Origin of the sequence: Pseudomonas sp. NPDC087690 (genome assembly GCF_044743175.1) — a bacterium.
GTDB lineage: Bacteria > Pseudomonadota > Gammaproteobacteria > Pseudomonadales > Pseudomonadaceae > Aquipseudomonas.
Genome location: NZ_JBIUVX010000004.1, coordinates 87,821 through 107,849 on the forward strand (window position 1 = coordinate 87,821; position 20,029 = coordinate 107,849).

At 60.0% G+C, this 20,029-nt stretch carries 9 protein-coding genes and 1 pseudogene; 4 read left to right on the plus strand and 6 right to left on the minus strand.

Features of this window, described 5'->3' with window-relative positions:
* On the plus strand, window positions 1–6,293 hold a 6,293-nt coding region (locus ACIPIZ_RS08875; protein ID WP_401165001.1), incomplete at its 5' end, for an Ig-like domain-containing protein.
* Window positions 6,294–6,553: 260 nt separating this feature from the next.
* Here the strand turns inward: ACIPIZ_RS08875 and ACIPIZ_RS08880 are convergent.
* The 5 genes and pseudogenes from ACIPIZ_RS08880 to ACIPIZ_RS08900 all read right to left on the minus strand — a co-directional run.
* Window positions 6,554–6,946: pseudogene (locus tag ACIPIZ_RS08880) on the minus strand (transposase); the annotation flags it as partial.
* A gap of 96 nt (window positions 6,947–7,042) precedes the next feature.
* A complete protein-coding gene (locus ACIPIZ_RS08885; RefSeq protein WP_401165004.1) occupies window positions 7,043–9,295 on the minus strand; it encodes an Ig-like domain-containing protein in 2,253 nt (750 codons plus the stop codon).
* 140 nt (window positions 9,296–9,435) lie between these two features.
* Complete coding sequence (locus tag ACIPIZ_RS08890; RefSeq protein WP_401165006.1) at window positions 9,436–11,451, minus strand: hypothetical protein; 2,016 nt, start codon at window positions 11,449–11,451, stop codon at window positions 9,436–9,438.
* A 103-nt stretch (window positions 11,452–11,554) separates the two neighbouring features.
* Window positions 11,555–11,950: a YbaN family protein gene (locus ACIPIZ_RS08895; RefSeq protein WP_064390799.1), complete on the minus strand. Its 396-nt coding sequence runs from the start codon at window positions 11,948–11,950 to the stop codon at window positions 11,555–11,557.
* Window positions 11,951–11,960: 10 nt separating this feature from the next.
* A complete protein-coding gene (locus tag ACIPIZ_RS08900) occupies window positions 11,961–12,548 on the minus strand; it encodes a YecA family protein (RefSeq protein WP_064390800.1) in 588 nt (195 codons plus the stop codon).
* Window positions 12,549–12,923: 375 nt separating this feature from the next.
* Between ACIPIZ_RS08900 and recQ the strand changes: the two genes are divergently transcribed.
* The 3 genes from recQ to ACIPIZ_RS08915 all read left to right on the plus strand — a co-directional run bounded on the left by recQ (window position 12,924) and on the right by ACIPIZ_RS08915 (window position 17,690).
* Window positions 12,924–15,053, plus strand: a complete 2,130-nt coding sequence (recQ, locus tag ACIPIZ_RS08905; protein ID WP_401165007.1) for a DNA helicase RecQ — start codon at window positions 12,924–12,926, stop codon at window positions 15,051–15,053.
* Between the two features lie 314 nt (window positions 15,054–15,367).
* Window positions 15,368–15,802, plus strand: coding sequence for a MarR family transcriptional regulator (locus tag ACIPIZ_RS08910; RefSeq protein ID WP_016984207.1), 435 nt, complete (start codon window positions 15,368–15,370; stop codon window positions 15,800–15,802).
* A gap of 127 nt (window positions 15,803–15,929) precedes the next feature.
* On the plus strand, window positions 15,930–17,690 hold the full coding sequence (locus tag ACIPIZ_RS08915; protein WP_401165010.1) for a FimV/HubP family polar landmark protein: 1,761 nt from the start codon (window positions 15,930–15,932) through the stop codon (window positions 17,688–17,690).
* 123 nt (window positions 17,691–17,813) lie between these two features.
* Here ACIPIZ_RS08915 and ACIPIZ_RS08920 read toward each other — a convergent pair whose 3' ends face one another.
* Window positions 17,814–20,015: a patatin-like phospholipase family protein gene (locus ACIPIZ_RS08920; protein WP_401165013.1), complete on the minus strand. Its 2,202-nt coding sequence runs from the start codon at window positions 20,013–20,015 to the stop codon at window positions 17,814–17,816.
* Window positions 20,016–20,029: the final 14 nt, after the last annotated feature.

Sequence of the window (20,029 nt, forward strand, 5' to 3'; positions counted from 1 at the left end):
GCTACACGCTGGTCGACAACGAAGCGCACCCGACGGCCAACGGCGCGAACAATCTGCCGGAGCAGTTCGCCGTTACCGTGGTCGATGACAACGGCAGCACTGCCAACGGCACGCTCGATGTGAACATCGTCGATGACCTGCCAAAAGCCGTGGATGACAGCAACCCATCGACCGCTTCTGAAACCTTGCTGACGTTGACCGGCAACGTCCTGACCAACGACGTGCAAGGCGCCGACCGTGTGCCGACCGGCCCAGTCACCGCCGGCACATTCACCGGTACCTACGGCACGTTGGTGCTCAACGCCAATGGCACGTACACCTACACGCTGAACCCGACCGACACCGACTTCAAAAACCTCCACGGCGGCGGCAACGGCACCGAGACTTTCACCTACACCCTCACCGACTCGGACGGCGATACCAGCACGGCGAATCTGGTGCTGCAGATCCACAACAACGACGATCCGGTGATCATCAACGGCCTCGACGTCAACGGCGGCGAACTCACCGTCTACGAGAAAAATCTCACGGATGGCAGCACGCCGGATTCCACTGCACTGACGCAAAACGGCACGTTCACCATCACCGCACTCGATGGCGTAACAACGCTGACCGTCGGCGGCATTGCCGTCGTCACCAATGGCGTGGCCGCAGGCTTTCCGCAATCGATTACCACGCCGCTCGGCAGTACGCTGATCATCACCGGTTTCAACGCCACCACCGGTGTCGTCAGTTACAGCTACACGCTGGTCGACAACGAAGCGCACCCGACGGCCAACGGCGCGAACAATCTGCCGGAGCAGTTCGCCGTTACCGTGGTCGATGACAACGGCACCACAGCCAACGCCACGCTCGATGTGAACATCGTCGACGACCTGCCGAAGGCCAACGATGACAGCAACGGAACAGCGTCAGAAAGCCAACTGACCCTGACCGGCAACGTGCTGACTAACGATGTGCAAGGTGCTGACCGCGTACCGACCGGGCCAGTCACGGCCGGCACATTCACCGGCACTTACGGCACCCTGGTGCTCAACGCCAATGGCACCTACACCTACACGCTGAACACCAACGACACCGACTTCAAAAACCTCCACGGCGGCGGCAACGGCACCGAGACTTTCACCTACACCCTCACCGATTCGGATGGTGATACCAGCACCGCCAATCTGGTCCTGCAGATCCACAACAACGACGATCCGGTGATCCTTAACGGCCTCAACGTCAACGGTGGCGAACTCACTGTCTACGAGAAAAACCTCAGCGACGGCACCGCTCCAGACACCCCGGCGCTGACCCAGAGCGGCACCTTCACCGTCACCGCCCTCGACGGTCTGCAGACCCTGACCGTGGGCGGCATCAACGTGGTCAGCGGTGGCGTGGCGGCAGGCTTCCCGCAATCGGTCGTCACGCCGCTCGGCAGCACGTTGACCATCACCGGTTACAACCCCGCTACCGGCGTGGTCAGTTACAGCTACACGCTGGTCGACAACGAAACCCATCCGAACGCCAACGGCGCCAACAGCATCACCGAGAACTTCAACGTCGTTGCCACGGACACCGATGGCAGCACTGCCAACGGCCAGATCAACGTCAATATCGTCGATGATCTGCCCAGCGCCCACCCTGACGCGGCGTCGGTGGCGGAGGGCGGCACGGTCAGCGGTAATGTGCTGAACAATGACATCGGCGGCGCCGATGGCCCGGCCGTGACCGGTGCGGTAGTCGGTGTGCGCGCCGGCTCCGATACCTCGACCTCGGCTATCGGCGGCCTCAACAGCAACATCAACGGCACCTACGGCTACCTGACCCTGGACGCCAACGGCAACGCCGTCTACCACAGCAATCCCAACGTCGTGAACGGGCCGGGCGCAGTGGATGTGTTCACCTACACCGTGCGCGATGCCGACGGTGATGAAAGCACTACCACCATCACCATCGATGTCGCCAACAGCAAACTGTGTGCGACCAGCGACACCGACGTCACCGTCTTCGAGAAAGCGCTGGATCTGACCAAGGACGGCGCGGATCTGGCGCCCGGTACGGTCACTGGCAGCGACCCGACCAGCACCGGCGAAACCGCGTCCGGCACGCTAGTCGGCTCGGTCACTGGTGCGGTCGGCGCGATCAGCTATGCGCTGGTCGGCAGCGCCAGCGGCAACTACGGGCAGATCGTCCTCAACCCCAACGGCACGTACACCTACACCCTGACCTCGCCGGCGAGCACCACGCCGCATGCCGACGATGGCGCCAACAGCCTGACTGAAACCTTCACCTATCAGGCCACTGATTCACTGGGCAACATCGTCACCAGCACCATCGTCGTCAACATCGTCGATGATGTGCCGAAAGCCGTGAACGACAGCAACGCCAACAGCGCTGCGGAAACGCAATTGACCCTGACTGGCAACGTGCTGACCAACGACGTGCAAGGCGCCGATGTGGTCGCAACCGGACCGAATGCCGGGCCGATCACCGCCGGCACCTTCACCGGTACTTACGGCACGCTGGTGCTCAACGCCAACGGCACATACACCTACACGCTGAACCCCAACGATGCCGACTTCAAAAACCTGCACGGCGGCGGTAACGGCACCGAGACGTTCACCTATACCCTGACCGACGCCGACGGCGATACCAGCACCGCCAATCTGGTGCTGAACATCCACAACAACGACGATCCGGTGCTGCTCAACGGCCTCGACGTCAATGGCGGCGAACTCACCGTCTACGAGAAAAACCTCGGCGACGGCACCAGCCCCAATACCCCGGCGCTGACCCAGAACGGTACTTTCATCGTTACCGCGCTCGATGGCCTGCAAACCCTCACCGTTGGGGGCATTGCCGTGGTCACCAACGGCGTGGCCGCAGGTTTCCCGCAATCCGTCGTCTCGCCGCTGGGCAGCACTTTCACCGTCACTGGTTACAACCCGGCCACCGGCGTGGTCAGCTACAGCTACACCCTGGTCGACAACGAAACCCACCCGAACGCCAACGGTGCCAACAGCCTCACCGAGAACTTCAACGTGGTGGCGACGGACACCGATGGCAGCACTGCCAACGGCCAGATCAACGTCAATATCATCGACGACCTGCCGACCGCCAAACCCGACACCGGCTCGGTGGCGGAGGGCGGTACGGTCAACGTCAGCGTGCTCGGTAATGACATCAGTGGTGCCGATGGCGCGGCCACGGTGGTTGGCGTGCGCGCCGGCAGCAACACCGGCACTTCGGCCATCGGCGGCCTCAACAGCAACATCAATGGCAACTTCGGTTACCTGACCCTCGATGCGGCCGGCAACGCCGTCTATCACAGCAACCCGAACTCGGTGAGCCCGCCCGGCGCCACCGACACCTTCACCTATACGATCCGCGACAGCGACGGCGATGAAAGCACCACGACCATCACCATCAACGTCGCCGACAGCAAACTGCTGGCCTCGGTCGATCAGGACGTGACGGTGTATGAAAAAGCCCTCGACCTGAGCAAGGACGGCGCGGATCTGGCCCCCGGTACGGTCACCGGCAGCGACCCGAGCAACACTGGCGAAACCGCCACCGGCACGCTGGTCGGTGCGGTCACTGGCGGCAGTGGCGCGATTACCTACACCCTGGTCGGCAGCGCCACCGGCAGCTACGGGCAGATTCAGCTCAATGCCGACGGCACCTACACTTACACGCTGACTTCGGCGCCGAAAACCTCGCCGAGCGCCAACGACGGGGCCAACACCCTCAGCGAAAGTTTCACCTACAAAGCCACTGACGCTCTGGGCAACAGCACCACCAGCACCCTCGTGGTGAACATCGTCGATGACGTACCAAAAGCCGTGGCCTCGGATCGCTCGGTGGCGGCGGTGGAGATCGATTCCAACCTGCTCATCGTTCTCGACATCTCCGGCAGTATGGCCGATGCCTCCGGCGTGCCAGGCCTGTCGCGGTTGGCCCTGGCCAAGCAGGCGATCAGCGCCTTGCTCGACAAGTACGACGACCTCGGTGATGTCAAAGTCCAGCTCGTCACCTTCAGCAGCAACGCCACTGACCGAACCTCGGTGTGGGTTGATGTGGCGACCGCGAAGACGATTCTCGCCGGTCTGACGGCGGGTGGCGGCACCAACTACGACGCCGCCGTGGCGGTGATGCAAACCGCGTTCAACACCTCGGGCAAACTCACCGGGGCGCAGAACGTCGGCTACTTCTTCTCGGACGGCAAACCCAACGAGGGTGACATCAACGCTGCTGACGAAGCCGCGCTGAAAAACTTCCTCGATGCCAACAACATCAAGAACTACGCGATTGGCCTGGGCAGCGGCGTGAGCAATGCCAACCTCGACCCGCTGGCGTACGATGGCATCAGCCACACCAACACCAACGCGGTGGTGGTCACCGACCTCAACCAGCTCAACTCGGTGCTGTCCGGCACCGTACAGGGTGCGCCGGTCACCGGTTCGTTGCTGGGCGAGGGCGGCACCTTCGGCGCTGATGGTGGTTTCATCAAATCCATCGTGATCGACGGCACCACCTACACCTACGATCCGAAAGCCCTCAGCGGCCAAGGCTCGTTGACGCCAAGCGGCGGCACCAATCACGGTACTTTCAACACCGCCAACAACACGTTGAGCATCGCCACCAATAACGGCGGCACACTGCTGATCAACCTCGACAGCGGCGACTACACCTACACCTCGCAGAAAACCACGGCGGTGCTGATCACCGAGAACATCGGCTTCACCGTCAGCGACAATGACGGCGACCTCGCCAGTTCGACGCTGACCGTGAAAGTGATCCCCAACGCGCCGCCGGTGGCCGTGGACGACCACGTCATCACCAACGTGCTCTCGGGCAACATCGTCGTGCCGGGCGAGCTGCTGCTGGCCAACGACACCGACCCCAACGGCGATACCCTCAACGCCACACCGACCAGTTTCAACACCGGCTGGATCTCGAAAGCCGCGGACTTCACCGGCACCGGCGCGATCAATTTCACTGGCACCAACGTCAACACCGCCGCCAACCAGAACCTGGCCAACGTGCGCAGTTCGTTCAGCGCCAACGCTGCGACCATGACTGCCTTGCTGGTGGTCAGTGGCTATCTCGGCGCGGTGACCAACAGCAATGCCAACGATGAAGACCGCATCACCGTCAACCTGCGCCAGGGCGAAACCCTCAACCTCGATCACAACCTGGCGGCCGGTCACGTCACCATGGAGTACTCGATCAACGGTGGCGCCTACACAACCCTGGCGGACGGGCAAACCCTCACCGCGGCGGCCGATGGCGTCTATCAGATCCACATCACCAACATCGCCAATCCCAGCGGCGGCGGTAACCCCAACGCAGCGGAAAACTATCAGCTGACCATGACCCTCAACTACGCCGGTGCCCACGACATCACTCCGGACTTCCACGGCAGCTACACCGCCAACGACAACCATGGCGGCAGCGACACCGCCAACGTCAGCATCAGCTATCAGGACGGCCACACCCTCACTGGCACTGCGGGGGATGACGTGCTGGTGGCCGGCAGCGGCGACAACATCATCAACGCCGGCGACGGCAACGATGTGCTCAGCGCAGGCTCCGGCAACAACGAGCTGCACGGCGGCGCCGGTAAAGACTTGCTCTACAGCGGCCCGGGCAATGACCTGCTCGATGGCGGCACTGGCATCGACACCGCCAGTTATGCCCATGCCACGGCCGGGGTCACGGTCAACCTCGGCCTGCTCGGTGCGCAAAACACCCTCGGCGCCGGCACCGACACCCTGACCGGGATCGAGAACCTGATCGGCTCGAACTTCAACGACACCCTCACCGGCGACAACAATAACAACGTGATCAACGGTGGCCTCGGCAACGACATTCTCAACGGTGGCGGTGGCGACGACCTGCTGATCGGCGGCATGGGCAACAACACCATGACCGGCGGCGCAGGGGCCGATACCTTCCAGTGGCTCAAGGGCAACAGCGGCCACGACCTGATCACCGACTTCACCCCCGGCACCGACAAGCTCGACCTGTCGCAACTGCTGCAGGGCGAAAACGGCACCACCGCGTCGCTCGACGACTACCTGCACTTCACCGTCTCCGGCAGCGGCGCGTCGGTGATGACCAGCATCGACGTCAGCGCCATGGCCGGCGCCACGCCGAACCAGACCATCGACCTCGCCGGCGTCAACCTCGCCAGCCACTACGGCGTGACCCCGGGGGCGGGCGGGATGATCGCCAGCGGGCACGACACGGCGACGATCATCAGCGGGATGCTGAATGATCATTCGTTGAAGGTGGATACGGTTTGATCGAGGGCTGAAACGACAAAACCCGCCGCCCCGGTTGATCGGGGCGGCGGGTTTTTTCTGTCTGGAGATATCTATTGCCTGTGAATAAGCCATCGCGAGCAGGCTCACTCCCACAGTGGATTTGCGATGGTCACCATTTTTGTGCCCGACAAAAATCCCCTGTAGGAGTGAGCCTGCTCGCGATAAACACCTGACAGCCACCCAATCCCTCTCAGGTTCACTCAATCCCTGTGGGAGATTCTATGGTTGAGGGGAAGCCCTCAACCTCCCTTCGGCTGGTATTCGCTTTGCCCCTTCAGCAGCGCGAATACTACTCGCGCAAGCTTGCGAGCCAATATCACCAGCGCCTTTGTCGTACTGAACCCACGGTTTCTTTGCTCCTCGTAGAAGCTTTTCCAAGCCGGTGTACGGCTGGCCGACATGGCTGCGTTATGGAGCAGTCGCCGGCGACCGTCCTTTTGTCCTGACTGCGACACGCGCAAATCCATCCCCAAAAACGCAATAAATGCATCCGCGTTTTTGAAGTCGCCCCGCTGAAATGTTGCGATCAAACGGGCTCCGGTCAAAAAACCAATACCTTCAACGTTTGTGCAGCGCTTCAGATCTGCGAGCAGCCCAGCCTCTTTTAATTGATCGTTGATCATCTTCACGACTTGCAGCTTGAAGCTGTCGTCGAATGCCCCGCGTTTTTTAGTCATGAATAACTCCCCGATAGATGTATTTTCCACCTATCGGGGTGTCCGGGGAAATTAGACCACTGCATATAACGTAATTGAACCGTATTTCGCCGTTTCATGCGCCTGAGAAAAACTCTGCGAAACTGTATTGAATACGCTTGAGTATCCTCCTGATGGCGGAACGCAGCACCACAGTTCACCAGCGCTCAATCGAATAGGACTATTGAAGCGTTTCAGATGGTCTAGATCTGATTGGGTGAATGGCCTGTGGCCTCGTCTATTCCCAATGTTCGTTGCTAAATCTGTTGGCACATGAAAGCTAGCTACCAAATCCCATACGTTAGAAACGACAACTTGATAAGTCACGAATTTGCCTGCGCTATCATGTACATCGATAAATGCTGACCCGTTTTTGACTCCAGTTACTTCGCCGCGACTGTCTACAGTTGCAACATTTATGTTGCGAGACCAATATCTATAGGGAGGTGTGCCACCGGAGGGTAATCTGGTGGCGAAATTTCCAGGTACTGGGCTTGTGTTCCACCAGTTTATTTTAAAAGCTGACAGGCGAAGAGGGGTTGTATCTATAGCCAGTTCCTTGACTATTACATTCAGCGTCCGCGCAGCCGATACTTGGCCACTGCCATACAGCGCGGTGGCGGTGAAGCTGTGAGCAGCCACGCTCAAGCCCGTAATGATCAGCTCCCAAAGGCCTGTCGTCAGATTAACCGTCGCCTCACCTTTGACGGTGGCGCCATCCTTGATCTGGACTTTCTGACCTTTAGCCCCGGCCCCTGAAAGTTTGACTATGGTGTCGACGGTCGTACCGCCCTGAGGAATCGCCACCCCTTTGGAGTCCAGGGCCTGAGTGATGGTCGGTGCGACCAGTGCCACGGCTCTGATGGTGTAAGTGCGATCCGGAAACACCGTGGCCGTGGCCGCGTTGTTACTCTTGTCCAGCGAAGCCTTGAATTTGATCGTCAGCGTCGAGTCGTTGCCCAGTTCTTTCACGTAACTATTGGCAAAAGTGCGAGGCCAGAAACCCTGGCTGACCCACGTCGCATTGGCGTAACTCGCGCCGCCGCTCCACACCGTCAGGTTATGGGGGCTGCCATCGGCCTTTTTGCCTTCCAGGCTCATCCAGACGTGCTGGCCTACGTCGATCAACGTCCAGAGCAGACCATGAATTGTTGGGTTTTTGGTGCCGAGCGCGATCACATCCAGAACGTTGTTGGCATCGGCGTCGATGATCTTGGGCGTGATCAGAGCACTGGCCGGCAAGGTTTGAATGTTCAGCGTCAATGGCAGTGATGTGGTGGAGACGCCATTGCGCTCAATGGTGTAAGTCACGGTGACGGGTTTGCCCAGGCTGTAGGCGAGTACCGAACGTGGCACCGCGATTTCCAGCCCGGCGCTGACCAGCCGTTGCGTGCTGGTGTAGGAACCCGCTGGCACGGCGGTGGCGCCTGTCCATTGCACGGTCAGCTTGTCGTCAGGCAGCAGCGAACCCTGTGGCACCAGCACGCGAATCTCCGGCTGGGTCGGACTGAAGTTGTTGCCGGTCTGGCCGCGTACGGTCGGGGCGGGTAGTTCGAGCGGGCGGGAAAGGTGAACGTCCAGAGTCTTCACCGTGGAGGTACTGGAGTTACCCAACTGGTCGGTCACCACGAAGTCGAGTTCGATCTTGCCGTCGCCGATTTTTTGGAAGTCAGCGGTGAACAGCGTCACGGTCACCGGTGTCGGTGGGGAAGTGACCTCTCGGGTATACAACTCATTGCCGATCCGAAAGCGGACGAGGCTAAAAGGCTCCAGGGGGGTGAAGGTGAAACCGAACTCCACCCCTTGCGCCGCCTGTTCGGCACTCACGCCGTTGGCAACCACGTCTGGCGGGATCATCAGATCAAGGTTGGCCGGCGCGCGCAGGTGATAGAGCACCAACAGATCGCGCGAGGTTTCGACGTTACCGCCGAGGCGGGTCACCTTGTAATACAGGCGATTGACCCCGTGATTCAAATGCCCGTGCGGCACATTCAGTGCGATGCGCTTTTGCTCGTCGCCGGGTTGAACGGTGGCGCTGTCCACCTGCGTAAGCTCGTTGTTTATAAACAGGGCAACCGAATCGAACGCCTCCATGGTCTGGTTGCGACTTTGCATCTCAGACCACGGGTCAACGACACATTGGAGGCCTGTCGGTTTGTCATCGTAGAGCGATCTGGGAACGCCGCCATTGGCGCGCTCGGGCGGTTTGATCGGCGATATCCAGCCTGGAAGGAAAACAGGAAACAGCACAAATGATTCGCTCAAGACCAATGACTGGATATCCACGATGTACTCCTTGGCATGACGGGTACTGCCGAATATGGCATTACCCATCACACACCAGTTCCGCCAAGCTCGCCACTGTCATATCTGACAGGTTTTTGAGTATTTAAGTCGAACGGTCGAGGGGGGCGTCCTACAACGGGTCAGGTATCGATCAGCTGCACCAGCAGATCGTCAACCTGATAATCGTTGCCGACCCCTGAGCCGACATGGCTGACGATGGCCAGAGTCATCTCGCTGGCGTTGGCGACGAAGTTGCCTGACAAGGTTGTCCAGGCCAGGTCATTGAGGGTCACCGGCCCGGTAATGGCAACGCCCCCGGCACTCAGCGACAGCGACGGTGCAGCATATTCGCCACGGAAGCGGATGCAGTTGACCGTCAACGAATACCGGCCACCGGGCTTCAGATTGGCGAATTGTTTCTGCAACACAACGCCCGCCGAGTTGTTGCTGTAGGTGTAATTTTGCGCCCTGTAGTTGCCTTGTTCGAACACGATGGTCCAGTCATTCGGCAGCGTTGCCGGACCCCGACGCCAGCCATTCCAGTCGTATTGGTCAAAATTTGTCAGGTCGTGTTTCAGCGGCGGCTCGCTGGCCTTGCCGATCCGCAGTGCCAGCAGCGGTGATTGCACTGGCGCACGCCCGGGGTTGGTCACCTTGTAGTGCACCGTCAGAGGATTGCCGGCGAAAGGTACGATGTAACGGCTGCCTGCATCAAAGGTCAGGGGCTGGTTGGGGTCAGTAATTGTGCGCCCGAAAATAAAGAGAAGCGTGACCCCGAGTTCATCGACGACCTGCCAAAACAGCTGCACCAACGCACCGGGTTTCAAGGCCCAGTAATCGGGGATGAACACTTTGGCCATGCTGATGTTGGCAGGCAGTTCGTCTTCCACAACCTGCTCGATCATTGGCGGGCGAAGGGTAAAGGCACCGCCCTGAATGGTGATATGGGTCGGTTTGGACAGTTGCGGCGCGCCAGTGCCTCCTGCGCTGAGGGTGTAGGTCAGTCTCAGGGAACCCCGGATCAGCGCCAGCACGCGCTCATTCTCGACTTCAAAATAAATCACGCTGCTCATCCCGTCCAGGGACCGGGTGTACGTGAACGTGACCGCTTCGCCCGTTTCCGTGAGGCCCTGCAGAGTCAGTTGCAACTGGTCATTCTTTGCATAATTGCTGAGGAAGATCACGACCCGCGCCGGTTCACCAAAGAGCAGGTCATGATTGAGTATGTTGCCCGGTGTCCTTTCGACTGCCGGAGCTGGCAGCAATGTGATTCCCGGTTTGCTTTGCAGGAGCAGTGCATCCGACCAGCCGCTCTGATTGTGTACTTTGTCTGTCAACTGATAGCGCACCACCAGCGAATCGCTTGGTGGCAATGTGGCGAGCTGTTCCGGTGTCAGTTCAAAAACGATATCTGCCGTCGCATTGGTGACTTTGAACACCAACGTCAATGTCCCGAAGGCGAGTGTCACCACATCCTCCAGCGCTTGATGCAGGTAGCGTTTGATCGTCACGGTCATGCCGGTATCGATCACGCTCTGGTCAATGATCGTTTCCGAGGCGATGGGCAGCGGCAGGCCCTGGTTGAATGGCTTGCCACCGTCGGTGTCCGGATTGCCCGGCGGAAAACTTTTATAGTACAGCTGATAGGGTATTGAGCTTTCGACGTTACCGCTGATGCGCTCCACAGTGAAAGACAGCGGCTGATTTCCCGGCTGCGGATACCTGGAATTCATGTCACTGGCCGAGATATGGAACGGCACGTCTCGGGCCACACCGTCGGCATCGAGATGTTCGACGGTTACAGGAAATGAGGCCACGGGGGCAGGGTCATCGCCGAGATAGACATCGATATGGTCACCGACAGCCATCTGCAGATAGCTGAGGATGTACACCAGCAAGCCCTGAAGATCGCTGTGTACCATGCTGTAGTTGACCCCCAGCGCACCATCGCTCAGCGGCTTGTAGCCGATGACATACGGCGGTGGTACGGAGAGCAGGCCAATGTCGCCGGACGGCGGTGGAAAGATGACGACCTGTTCTTCTGAAGCGTTGGCGCTGCTGGTTGTCTGGCTCATGAGCAATAACCCATCGTCGGAGAGGCGGATGCCCTGGGGGGCGCACTGATCTCTATCGATTAGAACCGCACTGACCGGCACCGCCTACTGTCAGATCTGACAGGTAAGCAAACGTTTAAGACGAATGGTCAAGCTGTGGCCACCCGGCAGCTCCTACAGGGTGTCTTTTAAAAAGTTGGAGGCATCAGGATTTGCGCAAAGTCTTCTGCCGAAGGATATAGATCGTCACCAACACTGCACTCGTCAACATGAACCCCCGTGCCCACGGCAGAGGCACCAGGTAACACGAAAACAGAATGCTCGCCCACATCAGCCCGATCGCGTAGACCTTGCCCTTGAGCGGAATGCCGTTACCGTCGAGGTAATCGCGGATCCATGGCCCCAGTCGTGGATGTTCGACCAGCCATTGATAGAAACGCGGAGAGCTGCGCGCGAAGCAGGCTGCGGCGAGCAGGAGGAAGGGCGTGGTGGGCAGGACGGGCAGGAAGATCCCGATCACCCCCAATGCCACGCTAAGCCAGCCGATGGCCAGCAGCAAGTAGCGCAACATCAGGGGGCGGTTGCCTATGGGGTTGTCCATAGGCCGGATCTTAGTGGTGACGTGGCTTGAGGATCGCCGGTTTTTCGTCAGGCGCCTGGCACAGCAGGTACAGCGCGGTCAGTGCTTCTGGGATCTGCACGATCATGTCGTCCATCAGGTTGGCGTCCTTGGCAATGTCTTCGAACTCTGGCTGCTCGTCGAACAGGCCCGAACCGACCATGATCGGCAGGAGCATTTCGCTGACTTCATCTTCAGCGGTTTCGAACCAGGCTTCTTCACGCAGGAATACGCCTTCCATGAAACCGATGCACCAGCCGCGCAGTTCGGAGTCGTCCGGCTCTTCGCCCAGATCCAGTTCGCATGGCAGTTCGAATTCTTCATCGGATGCCAGTTGACGGGCGATGTGGGCCTTGAGGCCGATCAGCGTGGCTTCGATTTCTGCGCGCTGGGCGTCATCGGCGTAATGCGGCTCCTCGGCGAACAGGGCGTCGATCCATTCGCGCTCCGGTACGTCTTCGGCGCAGATCGACAGCGCGGTCAGATAACCGTGCGCGGCCACGTAATCCAGCGCCTCGTCATGCAGCTCGTCGGCATCGAGGAAGACTTGCAGGCGGGTCAGTTGCTCAGCGAAGGACATTACGGGGCTACCTTGGGGAATAAACAATGCGTGAATTCTAGGCCTTCTTGCGCGCTCAAGCCAGCCGAACGGCAGATTTGCCCTGATTCACCCACATCGCTGTAGGAGCTGCCGCAGGCTGCGATCTTTTGATGTGGTTTTTAAAAGATCAAAAGATCGCAGCCTGCGGCAGCTCCTACAGGGGGACGGGGGCGCATTGTGGATTGTATCGACGGGTGTCGCCCTGTGCAGGGGAGGGCTCGGGTATACTGCCGCGTTTTGCGCTCCCTGCCCGTATTGCAGCTGTCATGCAATGCGTTCTTACGATTCTGCGGTGCAGCCTTGCCCGTCATGAACCAGCCTTGCAGGGATGTTTTTGTGATTTTTGGAGTTTTTATGCTCGAACAGGCTCAACGCGTCCTCAAGGACATCTTCGGCTACGACAGTTTCCGTGGCCGTCAGGGTGCAATCATTGAGCGCGTGGCCAGCGGCGGGGATGCGCTGGTTTTGATGCCTACCGGTGGCGGCAAGTCGTTGTGCTTTCAGGTCCCGGCGCTGCTGCGCGAAGGCTTGGCGGTGGTGGTGTCGCCGCTCATTGCGTTGATGGACGACCAGGTCGCCACCCTCGAAGAGCTGGGCGTGGCGGCAGCGGCGTTGAACTCCACGCTGAGTGCCGAGCAACAGCGCGACCTGGCCGCGCGGATCAAGCGTGGCGAAGTGAAGATGTTGTATCTGGCGCCCGAGCGCCTGGTGCAGCCGCGCATGCTGTCGTTCCTGCAGGGCTTGAACATTGCCTTGTTCGCCATCGACGAGGCGCATTGCGTATCGCAATGGGGCCACGATTTCCGTCCGGAATACCTGCAACTGGGCCAGTTGGCCGAGCTGTTCCCGGACGTGCCGCGCATTGCCCTGACCGCCACTGCCGACAAGCGTACCCGCGAAGAAATCGTCACGCGCCTGCACCTGCAGAACGCCGAGCGCTTTCTGTCGAGCTTCGACCGCCCGAACATCTTTTACCGCATCGTGCCCAAGGAGCAGCCGCGCAAGCAGTTGCTGGCGTTCCTCGCCGAGCGGCGCAGCGACGCGGGCATCGTTTATTGCCTGTCGCGCAAGAAAGTCGAAGAAGTCGCAACGTTTTTGAGCGAGCAGGGCTTCCCGGCGCTGCCGTATCACGCCGGTTTGCCCAACGATCTGCGCGCCTTCAACCAAAAGCGCTTCCTCAATGAGGAAGGCCTGATCATGGTGGCCACCGTGGCGTTCGGCATGGGCATCGACAAACCCAACGTGCGTTTTGTCGCCCACCTCGATCTGCCGAAGTCGCTTGAAGCGTATTACCAGGAAACCGGTCGTGGTGGCCGCGATGGCCTGCCGGCGGATGCGTGGATGGCTTACGGTCTGCAAGACGTGGTGATGCTCAAGCAGATGCTGCAGAACTCCGAGGGCGACGAGCGGCACAAGCGTCTCGAGCAGCACAAGCTCGACGCGATGCTCTCGCTCTGCGAAGAAACCCGCTGCCGTCGTCAGACGCTACTGGCGTACTTCGATGAAGACATGCCCGAGCCGTGTGGCCATTGCGACAACTGTGTCGATGGCGTGCAGACCTGGGATGCCACCGAGCCTGCACGTCAGGCGTTGTCGGCGATTTTCCGTACCGGCCAGCGGTATGGCGTCGGCCATCTGGTCGATGTGCTGTTGGGCAAGGACAACGAAAAAATCCGCAGTTTCGGCCATCAGCACCTGTCGGTGTGGGGCGTCGGCAAGGCGTTGAGCGAGAGCGAATGGCGCTCGTTGTTCCGTCAGTTGGTGGCGCGAGGGTTGGCTGATGTCGATCACGAAGGTTACGGCGGTCTGCGTCTGAACGACAGTTGCCGGCCATTGCTCAAGGGCGAAGTGAGCCTGGAGCTGCGCCGCGATCTCAAGCCGCAAGTCGCCGCCAAGAGCAACAGCAAGAGTCCGGCCAGCCAACTGGTGCGTGGTGAAGAGCGCGAACAGTGGGAAGCGCTGCGCGCGCTGCGGCGCAAACTCGCCGAAGAACACGGCGTGCCGCCGTACGTCATCTTCCCCGACTCGACGCTGCTGGAAATGCTCCGCAGCCAGCCGACTTCGCTGGCGGAAATGGCCACGGTCAGCGGCGTCGGTGCACGCAAGCTGGAACGCTACGGCGAGGCCTTCCTCGAAGTGCTTGGCGGCGCAGTCGAGGCGCCGAAAGCGGTGGCCGACGTGCGCCATGAACTGATCACACTGGCCCGCGCCGGCATGACGCCACTACAAATTGCCGGTCAGTTGCAGTGCTCGGAAAAGAACGTCTACACGATGCTCGCCGAAGCGATTGGCAAGCAGCAGTTGTCGCTCGAGCAGGCGCTGGACTTGCCTGAAGAGCTGATGGGCGAAGTGCAGGACGCGTTCCTCGATGGCGAAGGCGAGTTGCCGTCGGTCGCCGAAGTGGCGGAGCTGTTTGCCGGACGTGTGCCGGAAGGCGTGCTGTATTGCGTGCGGGCTGCATTGCAGTCGGAATTCGAGATGTAATTTGGCCGTACCCTCATCGGAACGCCGCCCGCCCAGCCCTCTCCCAAAGGGAGAGGGGGCCGACCGAGGTGTCTTGCGTCCTGCATCGACCTGAAAGCCCGAGTCGATTATGGATTCAGCGCTGAGCTGTCACGTCGGCGTAATTCCCAAATATCCCCCATTCAGTCCCCTCTCCTCCTGGGAGAGGGCTAGGGTGAGGGGGCCTCGAGATGTAACGATTCAGTACAGACCGCCACTTGCCTATAACTGCAGCTCATGCTTAGCTGGCTAATAATTAGAAATTCTTTATTTTTCAGTCTAACCGTGAGTGTTTTATGCCGTTAACCGATCAACACCGCTTTGGCATGCAACTGGCCCAGATGTCCCGTGGCTGGCGTGCCGAACTGGATCGCCGGCTGGCCGGCCTGGGGTTGTCCCAGGCGCGCTGGCTAGTGCTGCTGCATCTGGCGCGTTTCGAAGAGGCGCCGACTCAACGAGAGCTGGCGCAGAGCGTCGGTGTCGAAGGTCCGACCCTCGCACGCTTGCTTGATAGCCTGGAAAGCCAGGGCCTGGTGCAACGCCAGTCCGTAATGGAAGACCGTCGGGCGAAAAAGATCGTTCTCTGCGCGCCGGCCTTGCCGTTGATCGAACAAATCGAAACGATTGCCACGCAACTGCGTCACGAGTTGTTCGAGGGCGTCGACGAGGCGGATTTAAAGGTGTGCATGCGGGTTCACGGGCACATTCTGGGTAATCTGGAAAAATCTTGAGGCACAACCCGCTGCCGTTTTTTTGAGAGATCGCGCTGAGCAGACTATAAGAACTACTGGGCAATATCGTGTTCGTACCGGATGTGCGAACGCATAGAAGTCGGTTTTGCTTATTTAAGGGATGCTCATGCTCGCAAGTCGGTACGTGGTACTGCGCGGTGGCGCCAAATGCCTGCTGGTCGCTGGCGTATTCAGCTATTCGACCTGGTCGATGGCGTTGGGGCTGGGTGATATCACCGTTCATTCAGCCCTTAATCAGCCGCTCAAGGCCGACATCGCTTTGGTGGATGTCGGCGGGCTGACACAAAACGATCTTTCCGTGAGCCTGGCCACGGCCGATGAATTCGGCCAGGCTGGGGTCGAGCGGGTGTTCTTCCTCAACGACCTCAAGTTCACGCCGATCCTGCGCGGTAATCGGCAGATGATCCGGGTGACTTCGAGTAAACCGGTCAACGAGCCTTATCTGAATTTCCTGGTGCAGCTCAGTCAGCCTAACGGCCACTTGCTGCGCGAATACACTGTACTGATCGACCCACCGGGCTCGCCCGGTATTGTGCCGGCCACCGATGAGCCTGACCCACGCCCGCAATCTTCTGAATTCCCCACGGTCGAGCCGGCGATTGCGCCACCGCAAGCAGCTCAGGGCAAGCGCGAAAGTGCACCCGCGGCTGCCACCCCGCCCGCCAACGATGCACTGGCCGAACAATTGGCTGCCAGTGTGCTGCTCAATCAGCAACTGCAAGCGACCCTCGACGAGCAGAAAGCCCGACTGTTGATTCAAGAGACGCAGATCGCCGAAGGCAAGAAGCAGATCGGCGAGCTGCAAACCCGCCTCGCCGAGCTGCAGAAACCTCCGCCAGCGCCTGTCGTAGCACCGCCACCAACGGCCTCTCCCGTTGTTGCCCCTGTCGAAACCACGGACGACGGTCTGAACTGGCCGTTGCTCGGCGGCTTGCTGTTATTGCTGGGAGCCTTGGCGGCCTTGTTCCTGCGTCGTCGGCAACAACAGTTGCACGCGGGCGAACCGCTGCCATTGTCAGCGCAACCCGATGCAGCGGACGTAGACGAACCGGTACCGGCAGCCCACGTCCGGGCTCACAACGCAGCCGACCACCGCGAAGAGCCCGCTGCCGGGGATGTGCTGGAAGCGGTTGGCATTTACCTGGCGTATGGGCGACTTGGTGAAGCGGTTGGCCTGTTGCGTGATGCCTCGCACAAGGAGCCCGAGCGCCGCGACCTTGGGTTGCAATTGCTCGAAGTGTTGGGCCGTCAGGGTGATAACAGCGCCTACGATCAGCAGGAAAGTCATCTGCGCGCACAAGGTGTCGATGAACAGCAACTGCACGACACCCGTGCCCGTCATCCGAAACTGGTCAGCGCTGTGCCGTTGGCGCCCGTTGTCGCAGCAGCGCCGACTGCCCCGGTGCAACCGACCCCGGAAGATAATTTCGAGTTGAATCTGGGGGAGTTGTCGATGGCTTCCAGCTGGGATCTGGAGGACAGTCGGCCATCTTCAGCGCAGCCGGCGTCGGGCGAGCCGGGTCCCGGTTCAAGCCTGCAGGTCTTGCCGCAGGAGTTCGAATTGCCTGCACCAGTGGCCAGTGAAGAGTCGGAGCTTGAATGGATTCCCGAGCCTGACGCACAGCCGCTGGATAACGACTTTCTCAATGAGTTCGCTGATTCGGAATCATCGTTGGTGTTGCAACCTCTGGATCTGCAATTGTCCGAACCGGCGGAGCCCACCGGCTCGGTGAAGCTCGAACAGGCCCAGACGTGCATCGACGACGGTGATATCGACAGTGCGATTGCATTGCTCAATGAATTGCTCAAAGAGGCTGATGAGCCGTTGAAGCAAACGGCGCGGACGTTGTTGGCGGGGATTCGTTGATTTCTGATGATTTGTGGCGGACCGGATATCGCCATCGCGAGCAGGCTCACTCCTACAGTTGAAATGCACTCCAAATGTAGGAGTGAGCCTGCTCGCGATAGCAAATGGTCAGTCGATAAAGAATCAGAAAGTCTGCCCAAGGTTCAGGTACACCGCCTGCTCATTCGCATCATTCAACCCATAGCTGAAATTCAATGGCCCCAACGGCGTATCGAAGCCAATGAATACGCTCGCCGCATTGATGTAGCCGCTGTCGAACTCATTGTCGTTGTTCCATGCCCGACCGCGTTCCAGCGAAGCACCGGCGTACAGCGGGAAATCCAGCGGCAGGTAGGAACGCGGCGTCAGCCTGCGGTAATACACTGCGCGCATCAGGCTGACATTCTGCCCCGAGACCGCATCCTCGCGGAAACCCGACAACTGCCGTGCGCCACCCAACAGGAAGCTCGACGTCACCACGTTGGCATTGTCCAGCGTGCGGCCATAACGACCGCCAAGAATCAGTGTGTCCGGCCCACTGCTCATGGCTTTGTCGAGTTTGAATTCCCACTGCCGGTACCGAGTGTCCGACCCCAGGCTTGGTTCGAATTGCATCAGCGTCAGGCTGATGTACTTGCCTTCGTGAGGGAAGTACACGTTGTCCAGCGAATCGTAGGAGTACTTCAGCGAGTAGAAGCCTTCGGTGAAGCTTTCGCTTGGCAGATCCTGATCGCCAATGCGCACATCAGCCTTGCCCCAGGCCTCACCGACACCAAAGCGCACTTCACCGTTGTTGCCGATCTGTCGACCGAGGTTGAGGCCGAAACCGTAGCGCTCGACGCGGTATTGCGCGACCGGATCGTTATCGAGCACCGAATCGACGTTCTGTGCCTCGAACGATGCATACGGTGCAACGAAGTAGCGCGAGCCGACGTCGAGGGGCTGGTAGAACTCGGTGTACAGCTCTTGTTTGTCGCCGATTTGAGCCCGGGTCAACCATTCCGCGCCGAGGCGGTTGATGCCGTTGATACGGTAACTGGCACCGAGGTTGAAGGCGCTGTCGCCGCGCATGTCGTCCGAGAGGTTGAGGCCCACGCGCAGGTAGTCGGTGCCGCTGCGCTTGCCGCGGGCGCTGATCACCAGGGTGTGATTTTGCCCCTTGTGCACCACGCGGTACTGCACTTGCTCGAAATAGTCGAGGCCGTACAAGGTGCCCATGTCCGAATGCAGACGACCCAGATCCAGCGGCTCGCCGATGTGCTGGCGGATGTAGTAGCGGATCACATCGTCGTCGACCTTCGAGTCGTTCTCGACCTTGATGGCAGTGATGATCGGTGTGCGCTGGCCTGGCGAGCGTGCGGCGTTGAGTTCGGCGTCCTGGGATTCTGTGGGTTTAAGAGTGGCCAGGCGTGCATCAAGGATTCGGGTCGCGCGGTAACCGGCGTCGATCATGTCCTGAGCCTTGCCAAAATCGGTGACGCCATACGCTGCCAGTGCGGGTTGAATTAATACGTCGGTCGGTTTGAGCGCGGCCAGTTGTTCTTCGGAGTTGCTGCGGGTCATCAGGGTGATCGACTGATTCAACACATCGACCACCGTGGTCAATTGCTTGCGGTTGCGCAACGGCGTGCCGATATCGACCACGATGGCGATGTCGACGCCCATCGCCCGTACGACATCGAGCGGGATGTTGTCGGTCATGCCGCCGTCTACCAGCAGCCGGCCATCGAGTTCGACCGGGGCGAACACCGCCGGAATCGACATGCTGGCGCGGATCACCTGGGGCAGATGCCCCTTGCGAAACACCACTTTCTCACCGTTGGCGATGTCGGTGGCGACGGCGCGGAAGGGGATCGGCAGTTTGTCGAAGTCGCGGGTGTCACTGGTGTGGGCCAACAGGCTTTCCAGCAGCAATGCGAGGTTCTGGCCCTGAATCACCCCGAGCGGCAGGCCGAGGCTGCCATCGTCACGGAAGCTGAGTTTTTGCTTCACCAGAAAGTCGCGGTCGTCCTGTTTGCGTCGAAACGGCACGTCTTCACGGGGCGGGGCGTCGGACAGCGCTGCTTGCCAGTCGATGTTCAGCGCGAGTTTTTCCAGCTCGTCGATCTGGTAGCCCGAGGCATATAGGCCACCGACGACGGCACCCATGCTGGTGCCGGCGATCGCATCGATCTTGATGCCTTGCTCTTCCAGGGCCTTGAGCACGCCAATGTGCGCCAGCCCACGAGCAGCGCCGCCGGACAGCACGAGGCCGACCTTGGGGCGCGAAGCTTCGGTGGCTTCGACGCTGGCGTGGACGAGCAGGGGCAGTAAACCAAGCAGCAGGCAGAACAGCAGACGGCGCATTGTGAGTCTCGGGG